At 70.3% G+C, this 18,089-nt stretch carries 15 protein-coding genes; 7 read left to right on the top strand and 8 right to left on the bottom strand.

Annotation, left to right across the window (positions count from 1 at the left end; genetic code table 11):
• Position 1 precedes the first annotated feature (1 nt).
• From ACQPWZ_RS03600 to ACQPWZ_RS03585, 4 genes are all read left to right on the top strand, one after another.
• Complete coding sequence (locus ACQPWZ_RS03600) at positions 2-1,846, top strand: transketolase (RefSeq protein ID WP_433570601.1); 1,845 nt, start codon at positions 2-4, stop codon at positions 1,844-1,846.
• 40 nt (positions 1,847-1,886) lie between these two features.
• Positions 1,887-2,789, top strand: a complete 903-nt coding sequence (ligD, locus tag ACQPWZ_RS03595; RefSeq protein WP_433570600.1) for a non-homologous end-joining DNA ligase — start codon at positions 1,887-1,889, stop codon at positions 2,787-2,789.
• A 241-nt stretch (positions 2,790-3,030) separates the two neighbouring features.
• Complete coding sequence (locus tag ACQPWZ_RS03590; RefSeq protein ID WP_340471661.1) at positions 3,031-3,822, top strand: SigB/SigF/SigG family RNA polymerase sigma factor; 792 nt, start codon at positions 3,031-3,033, stop codon at positions 3,820-3,822.
• A gap of 40 nt (positions 3,823-3,862) precedes the next feature.
• Positions 3,863-4,384: a DUF6328 family protein gene (locus ACQPWZ_RS03585; protein WP_433570599.1), complete on the top strand. Its 522-nt coding sequence runs from the start codon at positions 3,863-3,865 to the stop codon at positions 4,382-4,384.
• 87 nt (positions 4,385-4,471) lie between these two features.
• On the opposite strand, the gene ACQPWZ_RS03580 is transcribed toward ACQPWZ_RS03585, so the two are convergent.
• The gene (locus ACQPWZ_RS03580) at positions 4,472-5,377 is read right to left on the bottom strand and encodes a cation diffusion facilitator family transporter (protein ID WP_433570598.1); all 906 of its coding nucleotides are present in this window, start codon (positions 5,375-5,377) and stop codon (positions 4,472-4,474) included.
• Positions 5,378-5,637: 260 nt separating this feature from the next.
• Here ACQPWZ_RS03580 and ACQPWZ_RS03575 point away from each other — a divergent pair, with 260 nt between their 5' ends.
• Positions 5,638-6,261 (top strand): LAETG motif-containing sortase-dependent surface protein, encoded by a 624-nt coding sequence (locus ACQPWZ_RS03575; RefSeq protein WP_433570597.1) that lies wholly within the window; start codon positions 5,638-5,640, stop codon positions 6,259-6,261.
• 94 nt (positions 6,262-6,355) lie between these two features.
• Here the strand turns inward: ACQPWZ_RS03575 and ACQPWZ_RS03570 are convergent, their stop codons facing one another.
• The 6 genes from ACQPWZ_RS03570 to ACQPWZ_RS03545 form a co-directional block, all read right to left on the bottom strand.
• Positions 6,356-7,252: a TauD/TfdA dioxygenase family protein gene (locus tag ACQPWZ_RS03570; RefSeq protein WP_340471657.1), complete on the bottom strand. Its 897-nt coding sequence runs from the start codon at positions 7,250-7,252 to the stop codon at positions 6,356-6,358.
• A gap of 79 nt (positions 7,253-7,331) precedes the next feature.
• Positions 7,332-8,666 (bottom strand): LLM class flavin-dependent oxidoreductase, encoded by a 1,335-nt coding sequence (locus tag ACQPWZ_RS03565; RefSeq protein WP_433570596.1) that lies wholly within the window; start codon positions 8,664-8,666, stop codon positions 7,332-7,334.
• Positions 8,667-8,678: 12 nt separating this feature from the next.
• Positions 8,679-9,593 (bottom strand): ABC transporter permease, encoded by a 915-nt coding sequence (locus ACQPWZ_RS03560; protein WP_433570595.1) that lies wholly within the window; start codon positions 9,591-9,593, stop codon positions 8,679-8,681.
• On the bottom strand, positions 9,590-10,399 hold the full coding sequence (locus tag ACQPWZ_RS03555) for an ABC transporter ATP-binding protein (RefSeq protein ID WP_433570594.1): 810 nt from the start codon (positions 10,397-10,399) through the stop codon (positions 9,590-9,592). The genes ACQPWZ_RS03560 and ACQPWZ_RS03555 overlap by 4 nt, the downstream gene beginning before the upstream one ends.
• A 3-nt stretch (positions 10,400-10,402) precedes the next feature.
• The gene (locus ACQPWZ_RS03550; RefSeq protein ID WP_433570593.1) at positions 10,403-11,416 is read right to left on the bottom strand and encodes an ABC transporter substrate-binding protein; all 1,014 of its coding nucleotides are present in this window, start codon (positions 11,414-11,416) and stop codon (positions 10,403-10,405) included.
• Between the two features lie 210 nt (positions 11,417-11,626).
• On the bottom strand, positions 11,627-11,770 hold the full coding sequence (locus tag ACQPWZ_RS03545) for a putative leader peptide (RefSeq protein WP_383233353.1): 144 nt from the start codon (positions 11,768-11,770) through the stop codon (positions 11,627-11,629).
• A 194-nt stretch (positions 11,771-11,964) separates the two neighbouring features.
• Here ACQPWZ_RS03545 and ACQPWZ_RS03540 point away from each other — a divergent pair, with 194 nt between their 5' ends.
• On the top strand, positions 11,965-15,447 hold the full coding sequence (locus ACQPWZ_RS03540) for a phosphodiester glycosidase family protein (RefSeq protein WP_433570592.1): 3,483 nt from the start codon (positions 11,965-11,967) through the stop codon (positions 15,445-15,447).
• A 218-nt stretch (positions 15,448-15,665) separates the two neighbouring features.
• Here the strand turns inward: ACQPWZ_RS03540 and ACQPWZ_RS03535 are convergent, their stop codons facing one another.
• Positions 15,666-16,712 carry an enoyl-CoA hydratase/isomerase family protein gene (locus tag ACQPWZ_RS03535; RefSeq protein ID WP_433570591.1) on the bottom strand — a complete coding sequence of 349 codons (1,047 nt, stop codon included), beginning with the start codon at positions 16,710-16,712 and terminating at the stop codon, positions 15,666-15,668.
• Positions 16,713-16,873: 161 nt separating this feature from the next.
• Here ACQPWZ_RS03535 and ACQPWZ_RS03530 point away from each other — a divergent pair, with 161 nt between their 5' ends.
• Positions 16,874-18,040 carry a serine hydrolase domain-containing protein gene (locus tag ACQPWZ_RS03530; RefSeq protein ID WP_433570590.1) on the top strand — a complete coding sequence of 389 codons (1,167 nt, stop codon included), beginning with the start codon at positions 16,874-16,876 and terminating at the stop codon, positions 18,038-18,040.
• Positions 18,041-18,089: the final 49 nt, after the last annotated feature.

Here is an 18,089-nt window from a genome sequence, read left to right as displayed (position 1 = left end):
GATGCGAAACGACCAACTCGCAGAACTCGGGCAGCAGTTGCGGGTGGACGCCGTCCGCGCCGCCGACGCCGCGCAATCCGGTCACCCGACCTCCTCCATGTCGGCCGCCGATCTCGGTGCCGTACTGCTCGCCAACCATCTGCGCTACGACTTCGCGCAGCCCGACCATCCCGGCAACGACCGGCTGATCCTCTCCAAGGGGCACGCCTCACCGCTGCTGTACGCCATGTACCGCGCCGCGGGCGTCATCGACGACGAGGAACTGCTCACCTTCCGCCGGCTCGGCAGCCGCATGGAAGGACATCCGACACCCCGCCTGCCCTGGGTCGACGTGGCCACCGGATCGCTGGGCCAGGGGCTGCCCGTCGGCGTCGGCATGGCCCTCGCGGGCAAGCGGCTCGACCAGATCCCCTACCGCGTCTGGGTTCTGTCGGGCGACAGCGAGATGGCCGAGGGTTCGGTGTGGGAGGCCGTGGAGCACGCCGCCTACGAGCATCTCGACAACGTGACACTGATCATCGACGTCAACCGGCTGGGGCAGCGCGGGCCCACCCGCCACGAGTGGGACCTCGACGCCTACGCCCGCCGCCTGCACGCCTTCGGCTGGCACACCATCGAGATCGACGGCCACGACGTGGGCGCCATCGACTCGGCCTTCGCCGAGGCGGAGTCGACGCTCCAGAAGCCGACCGCGATCATCGCCCGGACCCACAAGGGACGCGGAGTCCACGACGTCGACGACCGTGAGGGCAAGCACGGCAAGCCCCTGCCCGACGCCGAGAAGGCCATCGAGGAGCTGGGCGGACCGCGCTTCATCACGGTGGACGTGGCGGCGCCGCCCGCGGCACGCGTCCTGTACGGATCACGCGGCGGCCGGGCGGAGATGCCGGCGTACGACGTCGGCACCTCGGTCGCCACCCGTGATGCCTTCGGGGACGCGCTCGCCGCACTCGGCTCCGTACGCCCGGAAGTCGTCGCGCTGGACGGGGAGGTGGCCGACTCGACCCGCACAGCCGCCTTCGCGAAGGAGCACCCCGACCGCTTCTTCGAGTGCTACATCGCCGAACAGCAGCTGGTCGCTGCGGCGGTGGGGATGCGCACCCGGGGCTACATCCCGTTCGCGTCCACCTTCGCCGCCTTCCTGACCCGGGCCTATGACTTCGTCCGGATGGCGGCGGTGTCCCACGCGCCGATCAATCTGGTCGGCTCGCACGCCGGCGTGGCGATCGGAGAGGACGGCCCCTCCCAGATGGGCCTCGAAGACCTGGCCATGTTCCGTGCGGTGTACGGCAGTACGGTGCTGTACCCGTGCGACGCCAACCAGACCGCCCGGCTGGTCGAGGCCATGGCCGACCTGCCCGGCATCGGCTATCTGCGTACCAGCAGGGGCGAGACACCGGTCCTGTACGGGCCCGACGAGGACTTCCCCGTCGGCGGCTCCCGGGTGCTGCGCTCCGGCGATCAGGACCGGGTCACCGTCGTCGCCGCCGGCGTCACCGTCCATGAGGCCCTGCGGGCCGCCGACCTGCTGGAGGCGCAGGGCATCGGCGTCCGGGTCATCGACCTGTACTCGGTCAAGCCGGTCGACGCCGCGACCCTCCAGGAGGCGGCCGACGCCACCGGCTGTCTCATGACGGTGGAGGACCACCGACCCCAGGGCGGTATCGGCGACGCCGTGGCTTCGGCCCTGTCGGACGGCCGCCCGCTGCCCCGCCTGATCCGGCTCGGCGTGCAGAACATGCCCGGATCCGCCACCTCCGCGGAGCAGCTGCATCTCTCGGGCATCGACGCCGAGTCCATCGCGGCCGCGGTGCAACTGCTGGTGGAGGAGGCCGTGGTGCGCTGACCACGCGCACCGCTGCCGTACGGGAAACGAGGGAGGCACGATGGGTACGAAGAGCGTGCGGGCCGGACAGCACACCGTGGAGATCCACCGGCCCGACAAGAAGCTCTTCCCCGACGACGGCCTCACCAAGGAGGACATCGTCGGCTACTACCGCAGCATCGCGCCCTTCATGGTCCCCCACCTGAAGGACAGGCCGCTGATGCTGGAGCGGCATCCCGACGGCATCGGCGGCCTGCGCTTCATGCAGAAGCAGACACCCGACACCTACCCGGAGTGGATCCACCGTGTGGAGGTGGACAAGGCCGACGGGACGGTGGTTCACCCGGTCTGCGACAGCACGGCCACCCTGCTCTTCCTCGCCGACCAGGCCACGCTCACGTTCCACCGCTGGCAGTCGAAGGTGAAGCGGCTGGAGCGGCCCGACCGGATGGTCTTCGATCTGGACCCCGCCGAGGACGACTTCGAGGCCGTACGCCGGGCGGCCCGGCAGCTCGGTGAGCTGCTCGACGAGCTCCGGCTGCCGTCGGCGCTGATGACGACCGGGTCCAGGGGACTGCATGTGATCGTGCCGCTGTCCGCAGACGCGGACTTCGACGAGACCCGCGCCTTCGCCCGTGACGTGGCGGAGAAACTCGCCGAGCGCGATCCGGACCGGCTGACCACCGCCGTACGGAAAAAGGCCCGGGAAGGCCGCCTCTATCTGGACATCCAGCGCAACGCCTATGCCCAGACGGCTGTTGCGCCCTACTCGATCCGAGCGAAGCCGGGCGCGCCCGTCGCCACCCCGATCACCTGGGAGCAGGTGAAGGACCCCGAACTGACCGCGCAGCGCTGGACGGTGACGGACGTTCTGGAACAGGCCCGGACCAAACCGTGGGAAGGGATTCTGTCGCGCGGCCGGTCGCTGGCGCCCGCTCGCAGGCGGCTCGATTCGCTCGGCTGAATATGCGGTGCGGCATTTTCCGGGGAGATGGCGATGCCCACCCGTCGACGTTTCTGTTTGAAGGGTGAAGGGAATCGACCCGGGAACGCCGCGTTTGATGCGATGCGACAGGGGCAGGCGCAGTTTGTGCTTCGGACCGGAGGCACGTCCGTGGAGCGGAATCACGCCCCCGGCGTGAGCGAGTCCAGCGGCCATGGACGCCATTCATCCCCGTTCGCACGGTAAGGGAGTGGCGCGCATCATGCGCACACACGCGAGCACGAAGCACATGCACAACGATGCCCCCGACACCGCGGCCGCATTCGACCGGCTCTCCAAACTCCCCGAAGGCCACGAGCGCGATATTCTGCGCCAGGAACTGGTGAACGCCTGGCTTCCCATGGCGGAACGCCTCGCCGGCCGGTTCAAGAACCGCGGCGAGACGCTGGAGGACCTGCGCCAGGTGGCGGCCCTCGGCCTCGTCAAGGCCATCGACCGGTACGACCCCGAACGCGGCTGCGCCTTCGTCAGCTACGCCGTGCCCACGATCACCGGAGAAGTGAAGCGGCACTTCCGGGACCACATGTGGTCACTGCACGTACCGCGGCGGGTCCAGGACCAGCGCAATCGCGTCCGGACCGCCCAGCACGAGCTCGCCCAGACCGTCTCGGGCCGCCCGCCGACCGAGGAGGAGATCGCGGCCAGGGCAGGGCTTTCGCTGGAGGAGACCAGAGCCGGACTGGAGGCCATCGGATCCTTCAGCACCCTCTCCCTCGACGCGGAGATCCCGGGTACCGAGCGGGGTTACACGATGGCCGACGCCATGGGCACCTCGGACCCGGCGCTCGACGTGGTCATCGACCGCGAGGCCGTCAAACCGAAACTGCGCCGTCTGCCCGAGAGGGAGCGGCGCATTCTCTATATGCGCTTCTTCCGGGACATGACGCAGAGCAGCATCGCCGAGGATCTCGGAATCTCCCAGATGCACGTGTCGAGGCTGATCAGCCATTCCTGCGACCGGCTGCGCAGAGAAATCATGCAGGACGCCGCATAGGGCCGGGCGTGCGGATCCATGACGGAACGGGAGGCTCCCGATGGCGCGGACAGAGGCCGACCGGGATCGCGGCCGTGAGGAGACGGAGGAGGAAAGGGCCGACCGGAAATGGTCCGATCTCCTCCAGGAACTGCGCGTCGCCCAGACCGGTGTACAGATCCTGTTCGGTTTTCTGCTGACCGTGGTCTTCCAGCCCCGGTTCACCGGTCTGTCGGAGACCGATCAGGACATCTATGTGGCGACCGTCATGCTGGGTGCGGCCACCACCGCGGCGCTCATAGGGCCCGTGTCCTTCCATCGTCTGCTGACCGGCAAGCGACTGAAGCCGCAGACGGTGGTGTGGGCCTCCCGCCTCACCGTCCTCGGGCTCGTCCTCCTGCTCTGCACCATGGCCTCCGCACTGCTGCTCATCCTGCGGGTGGCGCTGCACAACTCCCTGGCCATCTGGCTCGTGGTCGCGATGGTTCTCTGGTTCGTCATCTGCTGGTTCCTGCTGCCTGCCTGGGCCCGCATCCGGCACGCCGACGACGTGCAGTCCCAGCCGAACAAGCCGGAAGACTGATGCGACGACACGGCACAGGCACTGATCCGACGACGCTGCGGGGGCGTTGATCCGACCACCTCCGGTGCCGCGGGCGCCTCGGTCCTTTCAGGCCGCGGGCGCCTCCGTGATGTCCAGGAAGACATGGTCGGCCTGCGGCCAGGTGGCGGCGATCCTCCCCTTGATCCGCACACAGACGAGTTCGACCTCCTCGCTGTCGAACCCCGGTGTCAGATCGACCCGGGCGGCAACCAGGGTCGAGTCCATCCCGAGCCGCATGGTGAGCAGCTCTGCGACGTTGTCGATCTCGGGCTGGCCGTCGAGGAATTCCCTGAGGGACTCCCGCAGTTCGGGAGTCACCGCCTCGCCGATCAGCCGGTCACGGGCCTCGCGGCCGAGCCGGTAGGCGACGTACACCAGCAGCAGGCCGATGGCGAGGGAGGCGGACGCTTCCCAGACGACCTGACCGGTGATCATGTGCAGGCCCATTCCGGCCATCGCGAGCAGCACACCGAGCACGGCCGTACCGTCCTCCGCGATGACCGTGCGCAGGGCGGGATCGGCCGCCCCCTCCTTCTGCCTGCGCAACTGGTAGAGCGCGCGCACCAGTGAACTGCCCTCGGCGATCAGGGCGACGGCGAGGACCGCCAGCCCCGCGAGATAGCCGGCGTGCGACTCCTGCTGGTCCTCGCCGAGCGCGTGGACGCCCTGGTAGAAGGAGAAGCAGCCGCCCATCACGAAGATGCCGACGGCGGCCAGCAGTGACCAGAAGTAGCGCTCCTTGCCGTAGCCGAACGGATGCCTGGCGTCGGGCGAGCGGCGACTGCGGCGCAGTGCGACCAGCAGGAAGACTTCGTTGACGCTGTCCGCGACGGAGTGTGCCGCCTCGGAGAGCAGTGCGGGCGACGCCGTGACGAGCCCACCGACCGCTTTTGCGGCGGCGATCACCAGGTTGGCCGCGAGCGCGACCAGCACGGTGATCCGGGTCCTGGCGTCGGTTTGTCGGCGATCCACTGTCCTCACCGTATGTAGGGGGCCGGTTGAGCACCGGCCGTGCCGGGCGGCATGGACGAGTGCCGTGACCAGGTACCCCGGGACAATCTGCGCGAACTCCTGCGCGGCCGATCGCTTCACGTCAACTGCTGTGACAAGCCCGGGTAATAAGGAGGTTTAGAAACCGGATGAGGGGGGTGGGGTGGGTGCCCACAGTTGAGGTGGTGGCGGTACTGTGCGCGCACCGCCAGAAGGGTGGCGCGGCAACAGTGGAGGAATCAGTGACAACCAGCAACACATCGCGGCGGCGTTCCGGGGCCCTCATAGCGGCCGCGGCCGCCGGCGTCCTCGGCGTCGGCCTGGCCGCAGGACCGGCGTTCGCCCACACGCCGAAGTGGTCGGCGACCTGCACCGAGGTGAGCGTCGATCTGACCGCTTACGGCGCCAGGTCCGAGAACACCGTGACGATCACCGCGGACGGCAAGGACCTGCTGCCCACCGAGACGTTCCAGAACGAGTTCCACAAGAAGCTCGAGCTTCCGAAGCACGACAAGGAGCTCACCCTCCGACTCGTCGTGAAGGCGAGCGACGGCGAGAAGTTCTCGGTCGACGACACCAAGACGGCGCCGGTGTGCGAGGACGACGACAACCCGCCGCCGTCGGCGACGCCGTCGAACACCCCGAGTTCCTCCGCTCCGACCCCGTCCGAGGCGCCGAGCTCCACGCCGCCCACCTCCGACGCCCCGGTCCCCTCCAGCGCGCCGACCCCCAACGCGGGCAGCGACGACCTGGCCGAGACCGGCTCCTCCAGCTCCACCCCGCTGATCGCCGGCGCTGCCGCCGTGGTCATCGTCGCGGGCGGCGGCATCATGTGGGCCGCGCGCAAGCGCCGCAACACCGCCTGACACCGCACGCCGGCCCCGTGACGGGCCGGTGAGAGCGACCTGAGAAGCGGGCCGGACGTCACAGGACGTCCGGCCCGCCGTGTGGTGCGGAGCGTCAGGCCACGGCCGGGGTGTAGTGGGCGGCCTCGTCACCCTCGACGATCCGGCTCGCCGTGCCGTCGATGCCGACCGGAACGTCTCCCGCGACCGTCACCCGGTGCAGCAGGCGCGGCAGGTCGCCGTAGTCGTCCGGGGCGTAGTGCTGGGTGATGCGGTTGTCGAACAGGACCAGGTCGCCCGGAGCCCACGTCCAGCGCACCACGTTCTCCGGGCGGGTCACGTACGCCTGGAGGATCCGCAGGATGTCGCGGGACTCGGACGGCGACAGACCCACCAGGGACTGGGCGAACCCTCCGATGAACAGGCCCCGTTCGCCCGACTCGGGGTGGACGCGCACCACCGGGTGCTCGGTGCGGTACTTGGTGGACACGAACTGCCGCCGGTGCTCGGCCGCCTTCTCGGACTTCGGCGCCGCGTAGTCGTAGGCGTTGGTGTGCACGGCCCACAGCCGGTCGGCCAGCTCACGCAGCGCGTCGGGCAGATCCCGGTAGGCGGCTGCGGAGTTGGCGATCAGGGTGTTGCCGCCGTACGGAGGGACGACCAGGCTGCGCAGCGTGGACGCCTTCGGCGGGGTGCGGACGAAGGTGACATCGGTGTGCCACTGGTTGGCGCGGATGCCTTCGTCGCCGTCCACTGGGAGGATGTTCGGCCGGCCGTCGACGGACGGCACCGTCGGATGGGCGGTGGTCAGTTCGCCGAAGAGCGAGGCGAAGCGTATCTGGGCCGCGTCGTCGAGGTCCTGGTCACGGAAGAAGAGCGCTTTGTGCTCCAGGAGCGCCGCGTTGATCTCGGCGGTGATCGCGGGGTCGAGCTCCCCGGAGATGTCGACGCCGAGGATCTCCGCGCCGATGCGGCCGCCGATGCGGCGGATGTCGAAACCGGTGCTGCTCATGCGGATGCTGCCTTTCGGTAGGGCTTTTCGACAGGGCTTGGGCAGTGCTGTGGCAGGGCTGTGCAGTGGGCGGGAGGGGTCAGGAGGCGACAGCGGTCCGGCCCGCGGGGCGCTCCAGGCCGTAGTGGTCGCGCAGAGTGCGCCCGGTGTACTCGGTGCGGAACAGACCGCGGTCCTGAAGCAGCGGGACCACCTGGTCCACGAAGTCGTCGAGCCCTCCCGGGAGATACGGCGGCATGATGTTGAAGCCGTCCGCGGCGCCCTCGGTGAACCACGTCTCCAGCTGGTCCGCGATCTGCTCCGGCGTCCCGGCGAAGACGCGGTGGCCGCGACCGCCGCCCAGGCGGGCGATGAGCTGCCGGATGGTGAGCTCCTCGCGCCGGGCGAGCTCCGCCACCAGCGTGAAGCGGGACTTGTTGCCGTTGATGTCCTGCTCTTCCGGGAGGTCGGGCAGCGGGCCGTCCAGTGGCAGTCCGGTCAGATCGGTGCCGAGCATCCCCGACAGCTGCTGGAGCCCGTACGCGGGTACCTGTAGCTCCGTCAGTTCGTCTTCGAGTGCCAGCGCTTCGGCCTCCGTACCGCCGATGACCGGGCAGATGCCGGGCAGGATCTTGAGCTGCTGCGGTCCGCGGCCGTACTTCGCGAGCCGTGACTTCAGGTCTTTGTAGAAGGTCTGCCCGTCGGCCAGCGTCTGCTGGGCGGTGAAGACGGCCTCCGCGTACCGGGCCGCGAACTCCTTGCCGTCCTCGGACGATCCGGCCTGCACCAGCAGCGGATGGCCCTGGGGGGAGCGCTGGACATTGAGCGGTCCGTCGACCCGGAAGTGGGTACCGCGATGGCCGATGGCACTGACCGCACCCTCCTCGGAGTAGACCCCGCGCTCGCGGTCGATGACGGGCGCGTCGTCCCGCCAGCTGTCCCAGAGTTGTTTCGTCACATCGAGGAACTCGGAGGCACGCTCGTAGCGCAGCGCGTGCTCCGGATGCTCCGCGCGGCCGAAGTTCCTGGCCTCGGCGACATTGCCCGAGGTGACGATGTTCCAGCCGGCGCGGCCGCCGCTCAGATGGTCCAGCGAGGCGAACTTCCGTGCCACGTGGAAGGGTTCGTTGAAGGTGGTCGAGACGGTGGCGATCAGTCCGATGTGCTCGGTGGCGACGGCCAGCGCGGAGAGCAGGGTGAGCGGTTCGAAACCGCCGACCGCGTTGTAACGGGCGTTGCCCCACAGAGCGACGCCGTCCGCGAGGAACAGCGAGTCCAGCTTCCCGCGCTCGGCGGTGCGGGCCAGCTCCTGGAAGTAGGACAGATCGGTGATGCGCTCCGGATGGGTGCGCGGATGGCGCCAGGCGGCGTCGTGGTGGCCGGCGTTCATGAGGAACGCGTTGAGATGGAACTGACGGGGAGTCTCGGCTGGCATCTGCTGTTTCCTCTAGTTTCCGGTCGGGGTGCGCCAGGAGGTGAAGCGGCGCTCCAGGGCCACGAGCAGCTGGTTGAAGGCCACACCGATGGCGGAGATGGTGATGATCCCGGCGTACATCTCGGGGATCGCGAAGTTGAACTGGGAGGAGTTGACGAGGTAGCCGAGGCCGGCCTTGGCGCCCACCATCTCGGCGGCGACCAGGACGAGGATGGCGACCGCGCCGGCCAGCCGGATGCCCGTGAAGACGGTGGGCACCGAGGCGGGCAGGATGACCTTCTGGAAGATCTTCGGGGCGGGCAGGTCCATCGACCGGGCGAGCCGCAGAAGCGTCGGATCGACGCTGCGTACGGCGCTGATGGTGTTCAGCAGGATGGGCCAGGTGCACGCGTAGAGCACGATCGAGATCTTCGAGGTCTCCCCGATGCCGAGCAGCAGGACGAAGACCGGCAGCAGCGCCAGCGCTGCGGTGTTGCGGAACACCTCCAGCAGCGGTCCGAGGAGGTCGGCCAGCGGCCGGTACCAGCCGATGAGCAGTCCCAGCGGTACGGCGAGCGCCACCGCGAGCCCGAATCCGGACAGCGACCGCACCAAGCTGGCCTGGGCGTGCTGGGCGAGCAGACCGTCGGTCAGCAGTCCCCACCAGGCGACGGCGACCTCGGAGAAGGGCGGCAGGAACGTCCGGTCGACGAGACCGAGGCGTGGGGCGATCTCCCACAGGGCCAGGAGCGCGGCGACGGCGACCGTCCTGGTGGCCACGGTCAGCAGCACGCGCCCGGTGAAGCCGGCCACGCGGGGGAGTGTGCCCTTGCGGACGGGGGCCGCCGGCGTCGCATCCCCGCTCCGTGCCGGGACGGCCGTCTCGGGGACCTTCGTCGGAGCCTGCTCGGCAGTCGCCGTGGCGGCTTTCTCGGTGGTGATGCTCATGGTGTGACGGCCTCCCTCTCCTGCTGCTGGGCGCGGCTGACCTCGTCGCGCAGCAGGCTCCAGATCTGATGGCGGTGGTGCGCGAACGCGAGGCTGGAACGCGGATCGGCGGCGGCATCGCGGTCACCGAGGTCGATCGGTACGACCTCCTTGATCCGGCCGGGCCGGGAGGTGAGCACCGCGACGCGCTGCCCGAGGTGCACCGCCTCGTCGATGCCGTGCGTGATGAACACGATCGTCTTGCCGGTGCGCTGCCAGATCCGCAGCAGCTCGTCCTGGAGCGACTCGCGGGTCTGGGCGTCGAGCGCCGCGAACGGTTCGTCCATCAGCAGCACATCGGGGTCGTATGCAAGGCTGCGGGCGATCGCCACGCGCTGGCGCATACCGCCGGACAGCTCGTGCGGATGCCGGTCCTCGAAGCCGTCGAGACCGACCAGCGCGAGGTACTCCCGGGCCCGGGCGGCCCGCTCGCGGCGCGGCACCCGGGTCGCCTCCAGCCCGAACTCCACGTTGCCCTGAGCGGTCCGCCAGGGGAGCAGGGCGTACTGCTGGAAGACGATGCCGCGGTCGAGACCCGGTCCGGAGACCGGCCGGCCGTCCAGCAGGATGCGGCCCTCGGAGGGCTCGGCCAGTCCGCCGAGGAGATCGAGGAGTGTGGACTTCCCGCAGCCGCTCGGGCCCACCACCACCAGGAACTCGCCGGCGGCGATGTCGAGGTCGATACCGTCCAGAGCTGTCACCGGGGTCTGCTTTCCGCGTACGGGAAAGGTCTTGCCGACACCCTGGAAACTGATTTTCGCCGTCATCGGTCAGCTCCCCGTCTTCTTGCCCGCGTTGAACTCGTTGGTGTAGAGATCCGGCACCTTCACCCGGCCGGACTCGAGGTCGCCGCGCTCGGTGAGCCAGTCCGCCCAGTCCGACAGCTCCTTCTCCGCGATCCGGCCGCCGGGCGCGGACACGCCGTAGGAGCGCCAGTACTTGAGCGCGGCGTCGGTCTCGTTCCTCTTCCGCTGGGCGACGATCTCGGTCATCCTCGCGACGACCTCCTCGCGGGGTGTCGTACGGGACCAGTCCAGGGCCCTGCCCACCCCGGTGACGAAGGTCTTCGCCGTCTCGGGGTTCTGCTTGATGAAGCGCTCGGTGAAGACGTAGGTGCCGGCGCTGAAGGCACCGCGGAGGTCGAAGTCGCTGAACAGCTTGCGCACCCCGCCCGCCTCCAGGGCCTTGTCGCGCAGGATGCCGCCGAGGACACCCACGTCGATCTGCCGCTGGCGCAGCGACTGCTCGGTGTTGACGGGCGGTATGACGATGCGCTCGACCTGCTTGGCCTCGGCGCGGCTCAGCCCGTGCTTCTTGAGGTAGATGTCGAGCATCGCCTCGTGATGGGCGCCGAGGGTGTTCATTCCGACCTTTTTGCCGATGAGGTCGCGCGGGGAACGAATCGCGCTGTTCTCGGTGACGTAGAAGCCGCTGAAGGCGTATTTGTCGGAGCCGTAATAGCTGATGACCGCCTTGATGGGAGCCTTGCGGGACGCCAGTTTGACCACGGCCCCGTTGAACGCGCCGCCGAAGTCGGTCTGGCCCGAGGCGGCGGTCTGGATGTCCTGGGGCCCGCTGATGGTGTCGCCCACCCAGTCGAGTTTCAGATCGCCCAGATAGCCGAGTGATGCGGCGAGTTCGGGCGGGGTGACGGCGCCGGCCGAGCCCTGATAGCGGAGTGTCTTGGTATTACGGATGCCGCTGCCACTCGCGGTGCCGCACCCGGCGGCCGCGAGTGCGGAGATGCCGGAGAGCACGAGGAAGCTTCGCCTGGAGAAAGTCATGTCATTCCGTTTCGGGTACGCGAAGGTGCCTGAAAAGCGCGCGAGAAGGACGCAATGCATTCAGGAAAGAATCGGCGCAAGGCGGCAGGGAAATGCCGGGAAAGGTCCTGCCGGGTGTCATCACCGCGTGACGGGCGCGAAAGGTTTCAGGCCGTCAGAAGTCCACTGGAGGAGGGACGTGCGCGGGAAGAGAGGTCAGCTGGGCGTGTTTCAGCGGCCGGCGGCACAGAGTGCGCTGGCGTGCCGTCGAAGGTCGACGTGCAGGCGCGATACGAGAATGTCAGCTTGACTCACATCGGCGAGAATGGCAGCGATTTCAGGTCGCGTCAATGCGCTGTGGGAGTCGTCTCGCATGGTGAATTGTTACGGCATTCTTTCGCGAATGTGGCCCGGCCGGGGCCGTCAGGATCGCGAGGCGTCCACGATCATGACAGCGCCTGTTCTCCCGACGGTCCCTCAAGCCCTCTGGTGCAACGGCCCGAGCGCCGCGATGCTGTCCGCCGACAGCGCTTACTGCGCGCTCAACCAGCCGTGATCCAGGAGTAGTTGTGATCCCAGGCAGAGCAAGACGGGCCGTCGTGCTGATCGCGACGGCGTCCGCCCTGGCGGCGGGGGTCTCCCCGGCCGCCGCCGACTCGACCCCCGACCCCCGCCCGCGCGACGCGGCGGAAATGTTGCGTCCCGTTGCGCCGCCCCCTGCGAGCGGACCGCCCGGCAGCGCGAGATCCGTCGCCGACGGCGACGGCATCGAGACGGCGCGCAGCTCCCGGCCGATCGCTCCGGGCGTCCGGCTCACCTCGTACGACCGGCTCGAGTCCGACACATGGCTCCGGGTCGACGCGCTCTCCGTCGACCTCGACGACGGCCGGGTGCGGGCCGACTACCTGTCCTCGGGCAAGGTCTCCGAACGCTCCACGGTGTCCCGGCTCGCGGCCGCGCACGACGCGGGCCCCGGCCGGCGCACGGTCGCCGCGATCAACGCGGACTTCTTCGACATCAACCAGACCGGCGCCCCGCAGGGCCCCGGCATCAAGGACGGCAAGGTCACCCACTCGCCGGCCGACGGAGCCAACCGTGCCGTCGGCATCGGGCCGGAAGGCGCGGGACGCGTCCTCCAGCTCTACTTCGAGGGCACGCTCACCCTGCCCGGCGGGCAGCACCCGCTCGCGGCCTACAACGCCGCGAACGTCCCGCCCGGCGGCATCGGGGCCTACAACGCGGCATGGGGCAGCGCCGACCGTGCGCTGACCGTGGATGCGGCAACCCCCGTCGCCGAGGCGCTCGTACAGGACGGCAAGGTCGTCTCCGTCACCGACCGGCCGGGCAGCGGACCCGTCGCCGACGGCATCACCGTGCTCGTCGGGCGGGAGGCCGGCGCGACCGCGCTCGCCGCGCTGCGGCCCGGCGACCCGGTGTCGACGGAGTACCGGCCGCGCACCGACAGCGGCCCCGTCCCGCGCACCGCGGTCGGCGGCCGCGAACTCCTCGTCGTCGACGGCACACCGCAGAACCACGAGGGCGAGGGCAACAACATCGCCGCCCCCCGCACGGCCGTCGGCTTCTCCCAGGACGGCAGCGCCATGCAGGTCATCACCGTCGACGGACGGCAGACCGACAGCGGCGGAGTCACCCTCACCGAACTCGGTCTGATGATGAAGCGGGCCGGCGCCTACAGTGCGCTCAACCTCGACGGCGGCGGCTCGTCCACGCTGCTCGCCCGCGAACCCGGCAGCGACGCGCTCCAGGTGGAGAACAGTCCCTCCGACGGCAGCGAGCGGACCGTCCCCAACGGACTTGCGTTCACCGCGCCCGACGGCAGCGGCAGGCTCCGTGGCTTCTGGGTGGAGACCCGCACCCCGCCCGGCTCGGCGCCCACCGCCGACCCGGTCAGGGGCGGCCACCCGGAGCGGGTGTTCCCGGGGCTGACCCGCCGCCTGACCGCCGCCGGATACGACGAGAGCTACGGGCCGGCGGCCGGGGCACCCCGGTGGCGGTCGCTGCGGCCCTCCGTCGGCCGGGTCGACGAGCGAGGAATCTTCCACGCCCGCGGCAGCGGTACGGCCGTGATACGCGCCGAACGAGCCGGTGCGCAGGGCAGTGCGGAACTCACCGTGCTCGACGATCTCGCCCGTATCGAGCCGACCACCCGGCGCATCGGGCTCGCCGACGGCGACGCCACCGGAAGCTTCGGCATCGTCGGTCACGACGCACAGGGCAACAGTGCCCCCGTCGAACCCGCCGATGTGGAACTCACCTACGACCACACGAGGTTCGACGTCGAGGACGACGGCGCCGGTGCCTTCACGGTGACCTCCCGCACGGGTGGCGGCGCCGGGCAGATCACCGCCACGGCCGCGGGCGTCACCACATCCCTGGCCGTCAGTGTGGGCCTGGCCGAACAGCCGGTCTCCTCCTTCGACGACGCCGGCTCCTGGACCTTCACCCACGCCCGCGCGGCCGGCGCGGTCGCGGCCGTCCCCGACGGGCAGAGCGGCACCGGACTGGAACTCACCTACGACTTCACCCGCTCCACCGCCACACGAGCCGCCTACGCCAACCCGCCGCAGCCGATTCCCGTACCGGGGCGCCCGCAGTCCTTCACCCTGTGGATCGACGGAGACGGCAACGGCGCCTGGCCGACCCTGCATCTGAAGGACGCGGCGGGCTCGGACCAGTTGCTGCGAGGGCCGTACGTCGACTGGACCGGCTGGCGTCAGGTCACCTTCAGCGTGCCGGCGGGCGTCGCCATACCGTTGTCGGTGCACCGCTTCTACCTCGCGGAGACCGCCGCGGCCCGGCAGTACACCGGACGCGTCGTGATCGACGGACTGTCCGCGCAGGTCCCGCCCGACACCGCGCTGCCGGACCAGCCGCGTGGCGCCGATCCGCTGATCGACTCCGCTGCCGAGACCGGGGACCGGGACTGGCGGTTCGCCGTCATGTCCGACGCCCAGTTCGTCGCCCGCGACCCCGACAGCGCGATCGTCCGGCAGGCCCGGCGCACCCTGAGGGAGATCAAGGCGTCCGGGGCGGACTTCGTCGTCGTCAACGGCGACCTCGTGGACGAGGGATCACCAGCGGACCTGGCGTTCGCCCGGCAGGTGCTCACCGAGGAACTGGGCGGCGATCTGCCCTGGTACTACGTGCCCGGCAATCACGAGGTGATGGGCGGCAGAATCGACAACTTCATCGCCGAGTTCGGCCCCGCCCACCGCACCTTCGACCATCGCGGCACCCGCTTCCTGACGCTCGACACATCGAGCCTGACGCTGCGCGGGGGCGGCTTCGAGCAGATCAAGGCGGTACGCGCCCAGCTGGACGCGGCGGCGAAGGACCCGTCCGTGGGTTCGGTGATGGTCGTCGAGCATGTGCCGCCGCGCGATCCCACCGTGCAGAAGGGCAGTCAGCTCGGCGACCGCAAGGAAGCGGCGTTGATCGAGCGGTGGCTCGCGGACTTCCGCCGTACGACAGGAAAGGGCGCGGGGCTGATCGGCAGCCATGTGGGCGTCTTCCACGCCGAGCACGTGGACGGGGTCCCGTATCTCGTCAACGGCAACTCGGGGAAGGCACCGGCGGGCCCGGCCGGCGAGGGCGGCTTCACCGGATGGTCGCTCGTCGGGGTCGACGAGGTGAGCTCGGCCGAGCAGCTGATCGCCCGGCACCGTCCGTGGGAGGGGCGGCCGGACTGGGTGTCCGTCCAGACGCGGGCCCATGTCGACGCCCTCACTCTGGAGGCGCCCACATCGCTGCCTCCCGGGAACAGTGCGGACGTCCGGGCGACGATCGTGCAGGGCACGCGCACGGTCCCGGTCGCCTTCCCCGTCAGCGCGGACTGGACGGGATCGCTGAATCTGTACATCGGCGACCCCGACGACGCCCGCCGGCGGCACGCGGCGGCGTTCGACCCGGCGACGGGACGGCTCACGGCGCTCAGACCGGGCACGGTGACGCTCGCGGTGACCGTGGGCGGAAACACCCGGAGCGTGGAGCTGCGGATCGCCCGGCAGGCGGCGGGAGCACGGGCGTCGTAGCCGGAGGACGGCAGGCATGACCGCACGGCGGGCGGGGACGCGCGAACCCCGCGGACCCCGCTCGCCGTGCGGGAAGCCCCCGCAGCGGGCAGCCTTGGCCTGGGCCGTGTCCGGAATCGTCAGTCGATGTCGCCACTCCGGCCGTGAGTACGGGGGTTGCGACCGCGGCTCCGGCCCGGACGCGGGTCGCGCCGTCGCCGGCCCGCCCGGGACTCCGGTCAGCCCTTCGCCAGCCCGAGTTCGTCATTCCCCAGCGGCTCGAAGAACCGCTCCACGTCCTCGTCCGTCACCTGCGACAGCAGCGCCGGTGACCACTGCGGCCTGCGGTCCTTGTCGACGACCTGGGCACGCACGCCCTCGGCCAGATCCGGCCGGGAGAAGGCCGCCGACGACACCCGGAACTCCTGGTCCAGGACCGGTTCGAGCGCGCCGAGTGCCCGGGCCCGCTGCAGTGCCGCCAGGGTCACCTTCACCGCGGTGGGCGACCGCGTCAGGATCGTCTCGGCGGCTTCCTTCGCCGCCGGCTCGCCATACGCGACCAGCCGGTCGAGGACCTCCTCCACCGAGTCGCTCGCGTAGCAGGCGTCGATCCACCCGCGGTGCGCGGCCAGTTCACCCTCGGGGGCGGGTCCGGCGTAGGTGTGCAGCACGTCCGCCACCTCCAGCCGGGCGAGCGATGCGGTGAGCTCCGGCAGACGCCCGGACGGCACGAAGTGATCGGCGAGGCCGCACAGCAGCGCGTCGGCCGCTCCCACCGGAAGCCCGGTGAGCGCGAGATGGGTGCCGAGTTCGCCCGGCGCCCTGGCCAGCAGATGCGTACCGCCGACGTCGGGTACGAAGCCGATGCCGGTCTCGGGCATGGCGACCCTGGACCGCTCGGTGACGATCCGGACGTCGCCGTGCGCGGAGATGCCGACCCCGCCGCCCATGACGATGCCGTCCATCACGGCGACGTACGGCTTGGGGTAGCGCGCGATACGGGCGTTGAGCCGGTACTCGTCCCGCCAGAAGGCCGTGGCGGTCCGGTCTCCGGCGAGCGCCGCCGTGCGGATGGCCCGGATGTCGCCTCCCGCGCACAGCCCCCGCTCGCCCGCTCCGGCGATCACGACGACGCGCACGGCGTCGTCGTGCTCCCATGCGGTGAGCGCCTCGTCGACGGCGTGAACCATGGGATGGGTCAGGGCGTTGATCGCCCGGGGGCGATGGAGCGTGATGTACGCGGCGTGGCCCTCGGTGTGCAGGAGTACGGAGTCGTCGCGGGCCATCGGTAGGGTCCTTCCCGGGTGCGGATCTTCGGTCCCATCCTCGCGCACGCGACCCCGTGCACACGAAGCGGAAACCCTTCCCGGCAGTCCGACCAGTCGGTATGTTCGGTATCAGTCGGACACGGCAGGCCGGACCACCCGGCCGAGGCGATGGAGGGCCCATGTCTCAGAGCGCACCCACGATCGACGGACACTGCGACGACCGGTTCCGGTCGGTGCGCGAGGCCTTCGAGGAGAACTTCCGCGACCGGGGCGAGCTGGGGGCCGCCGTGTCCGTGATCCACGACGGCGAAACCGTGGTCGACCTGTGGGGCGGCTGGGCGGACGAGGCCCGCACCCGGCCCTGGGAGCGGGAGACCCTGGTCAACGTCTGGTCGACCACCAAGGGGGCCACCGCCCTGTGCGCCCATCTGCTCGCCGACCGCGGCGAGTTGGACCTGGACGCGCCCGTCGCCACGTACTGGCCCGAGTTCGCCGCGGCCGGCAAGGGCGGCATCCTCGTCCGCCATCTCCTCTCCCACCGCGCCGGACTCGCGGGACTGCGCGAACTGCACACCGTCGAGGACCTCTACGACTGGGAACTGACCTGCGACGCCCTCGCCGCCGAGGAGCCGTGGTGGGAGCCCGGCACGCAGTCCGGCTACCACGCCATGACGTACGGCTTCCTGGTCGGCGAGGTCGTCAGACGTGTCTGCGGGCTGCTCCCGGGGGAGTTGCTCCAGAAGGAGGTCACCGGACCGCTCGGCATCGACTTCACCATCGGGCTGCCGGAGAAGGAGGCGGGACGCGCCGCCGACCTGGTGCATCCTCCGGCCGCGCCGTCGAGCGAACAGGCCGCGATCTTCGCCCAGATGACTCCTGTCGCGCTGGCCGCGCTGGTCAACCCGATCGTCGGTGCGGCGGAGGCCAACACCCCCGCCTGGCGCGCGGCCCAGATCCCGGCGGCCAACGGACACGGCACGGCCCGTGGAGTCGCCGCCCTTTACGGGATCGTCGCCGGACGGGGTGAGCACGGCGGCCGGCGAATCCTGTCCCCGGAGGCCGCCGAACGGGTCCGCGAGGGCCAGGGCAGCTGTCGTGACCTGGTCCTCGGCAGGGGCTTCCAGCACGACACCGAAGTGGCGCTCGGCCTCTGGCTCAGCGGCGAGAACGGTTCGTACGGCCCCAACCCCCGTGCCGTCGGCCACGACGGCTTCGGCGGCTCGTGCGGTCTGGCCGATCCGGAGGCGGGTCTCAGTCTGGGGTATGTGATGAACCGTATGGGCCCGCACATCGCGGACGACCCCCGGAAGATGGCTCTGGTGACCGCCGCGTACGCGTCGCTGTAGGCGGGTTCGACGGCCGGGACCGGGCGGTTCGACGGCCGGGACCGGGAGG

The sequence above is a fragment of the Streptomyces sp. CA-251247 genome (assembly GCF_050952975.1).
Lineage (GTDB): Bacteria > Actinomycetota > Actinomycetes > Streptomycetales > Streptomycetaceae > Streptomyces > Streptomyces achmelvichensis.
The sequence above is the reverse complement of the archived record's forward strand: the minus strand, read 5'-3'. Positions and strand labels throughout refer to the sequence as shown.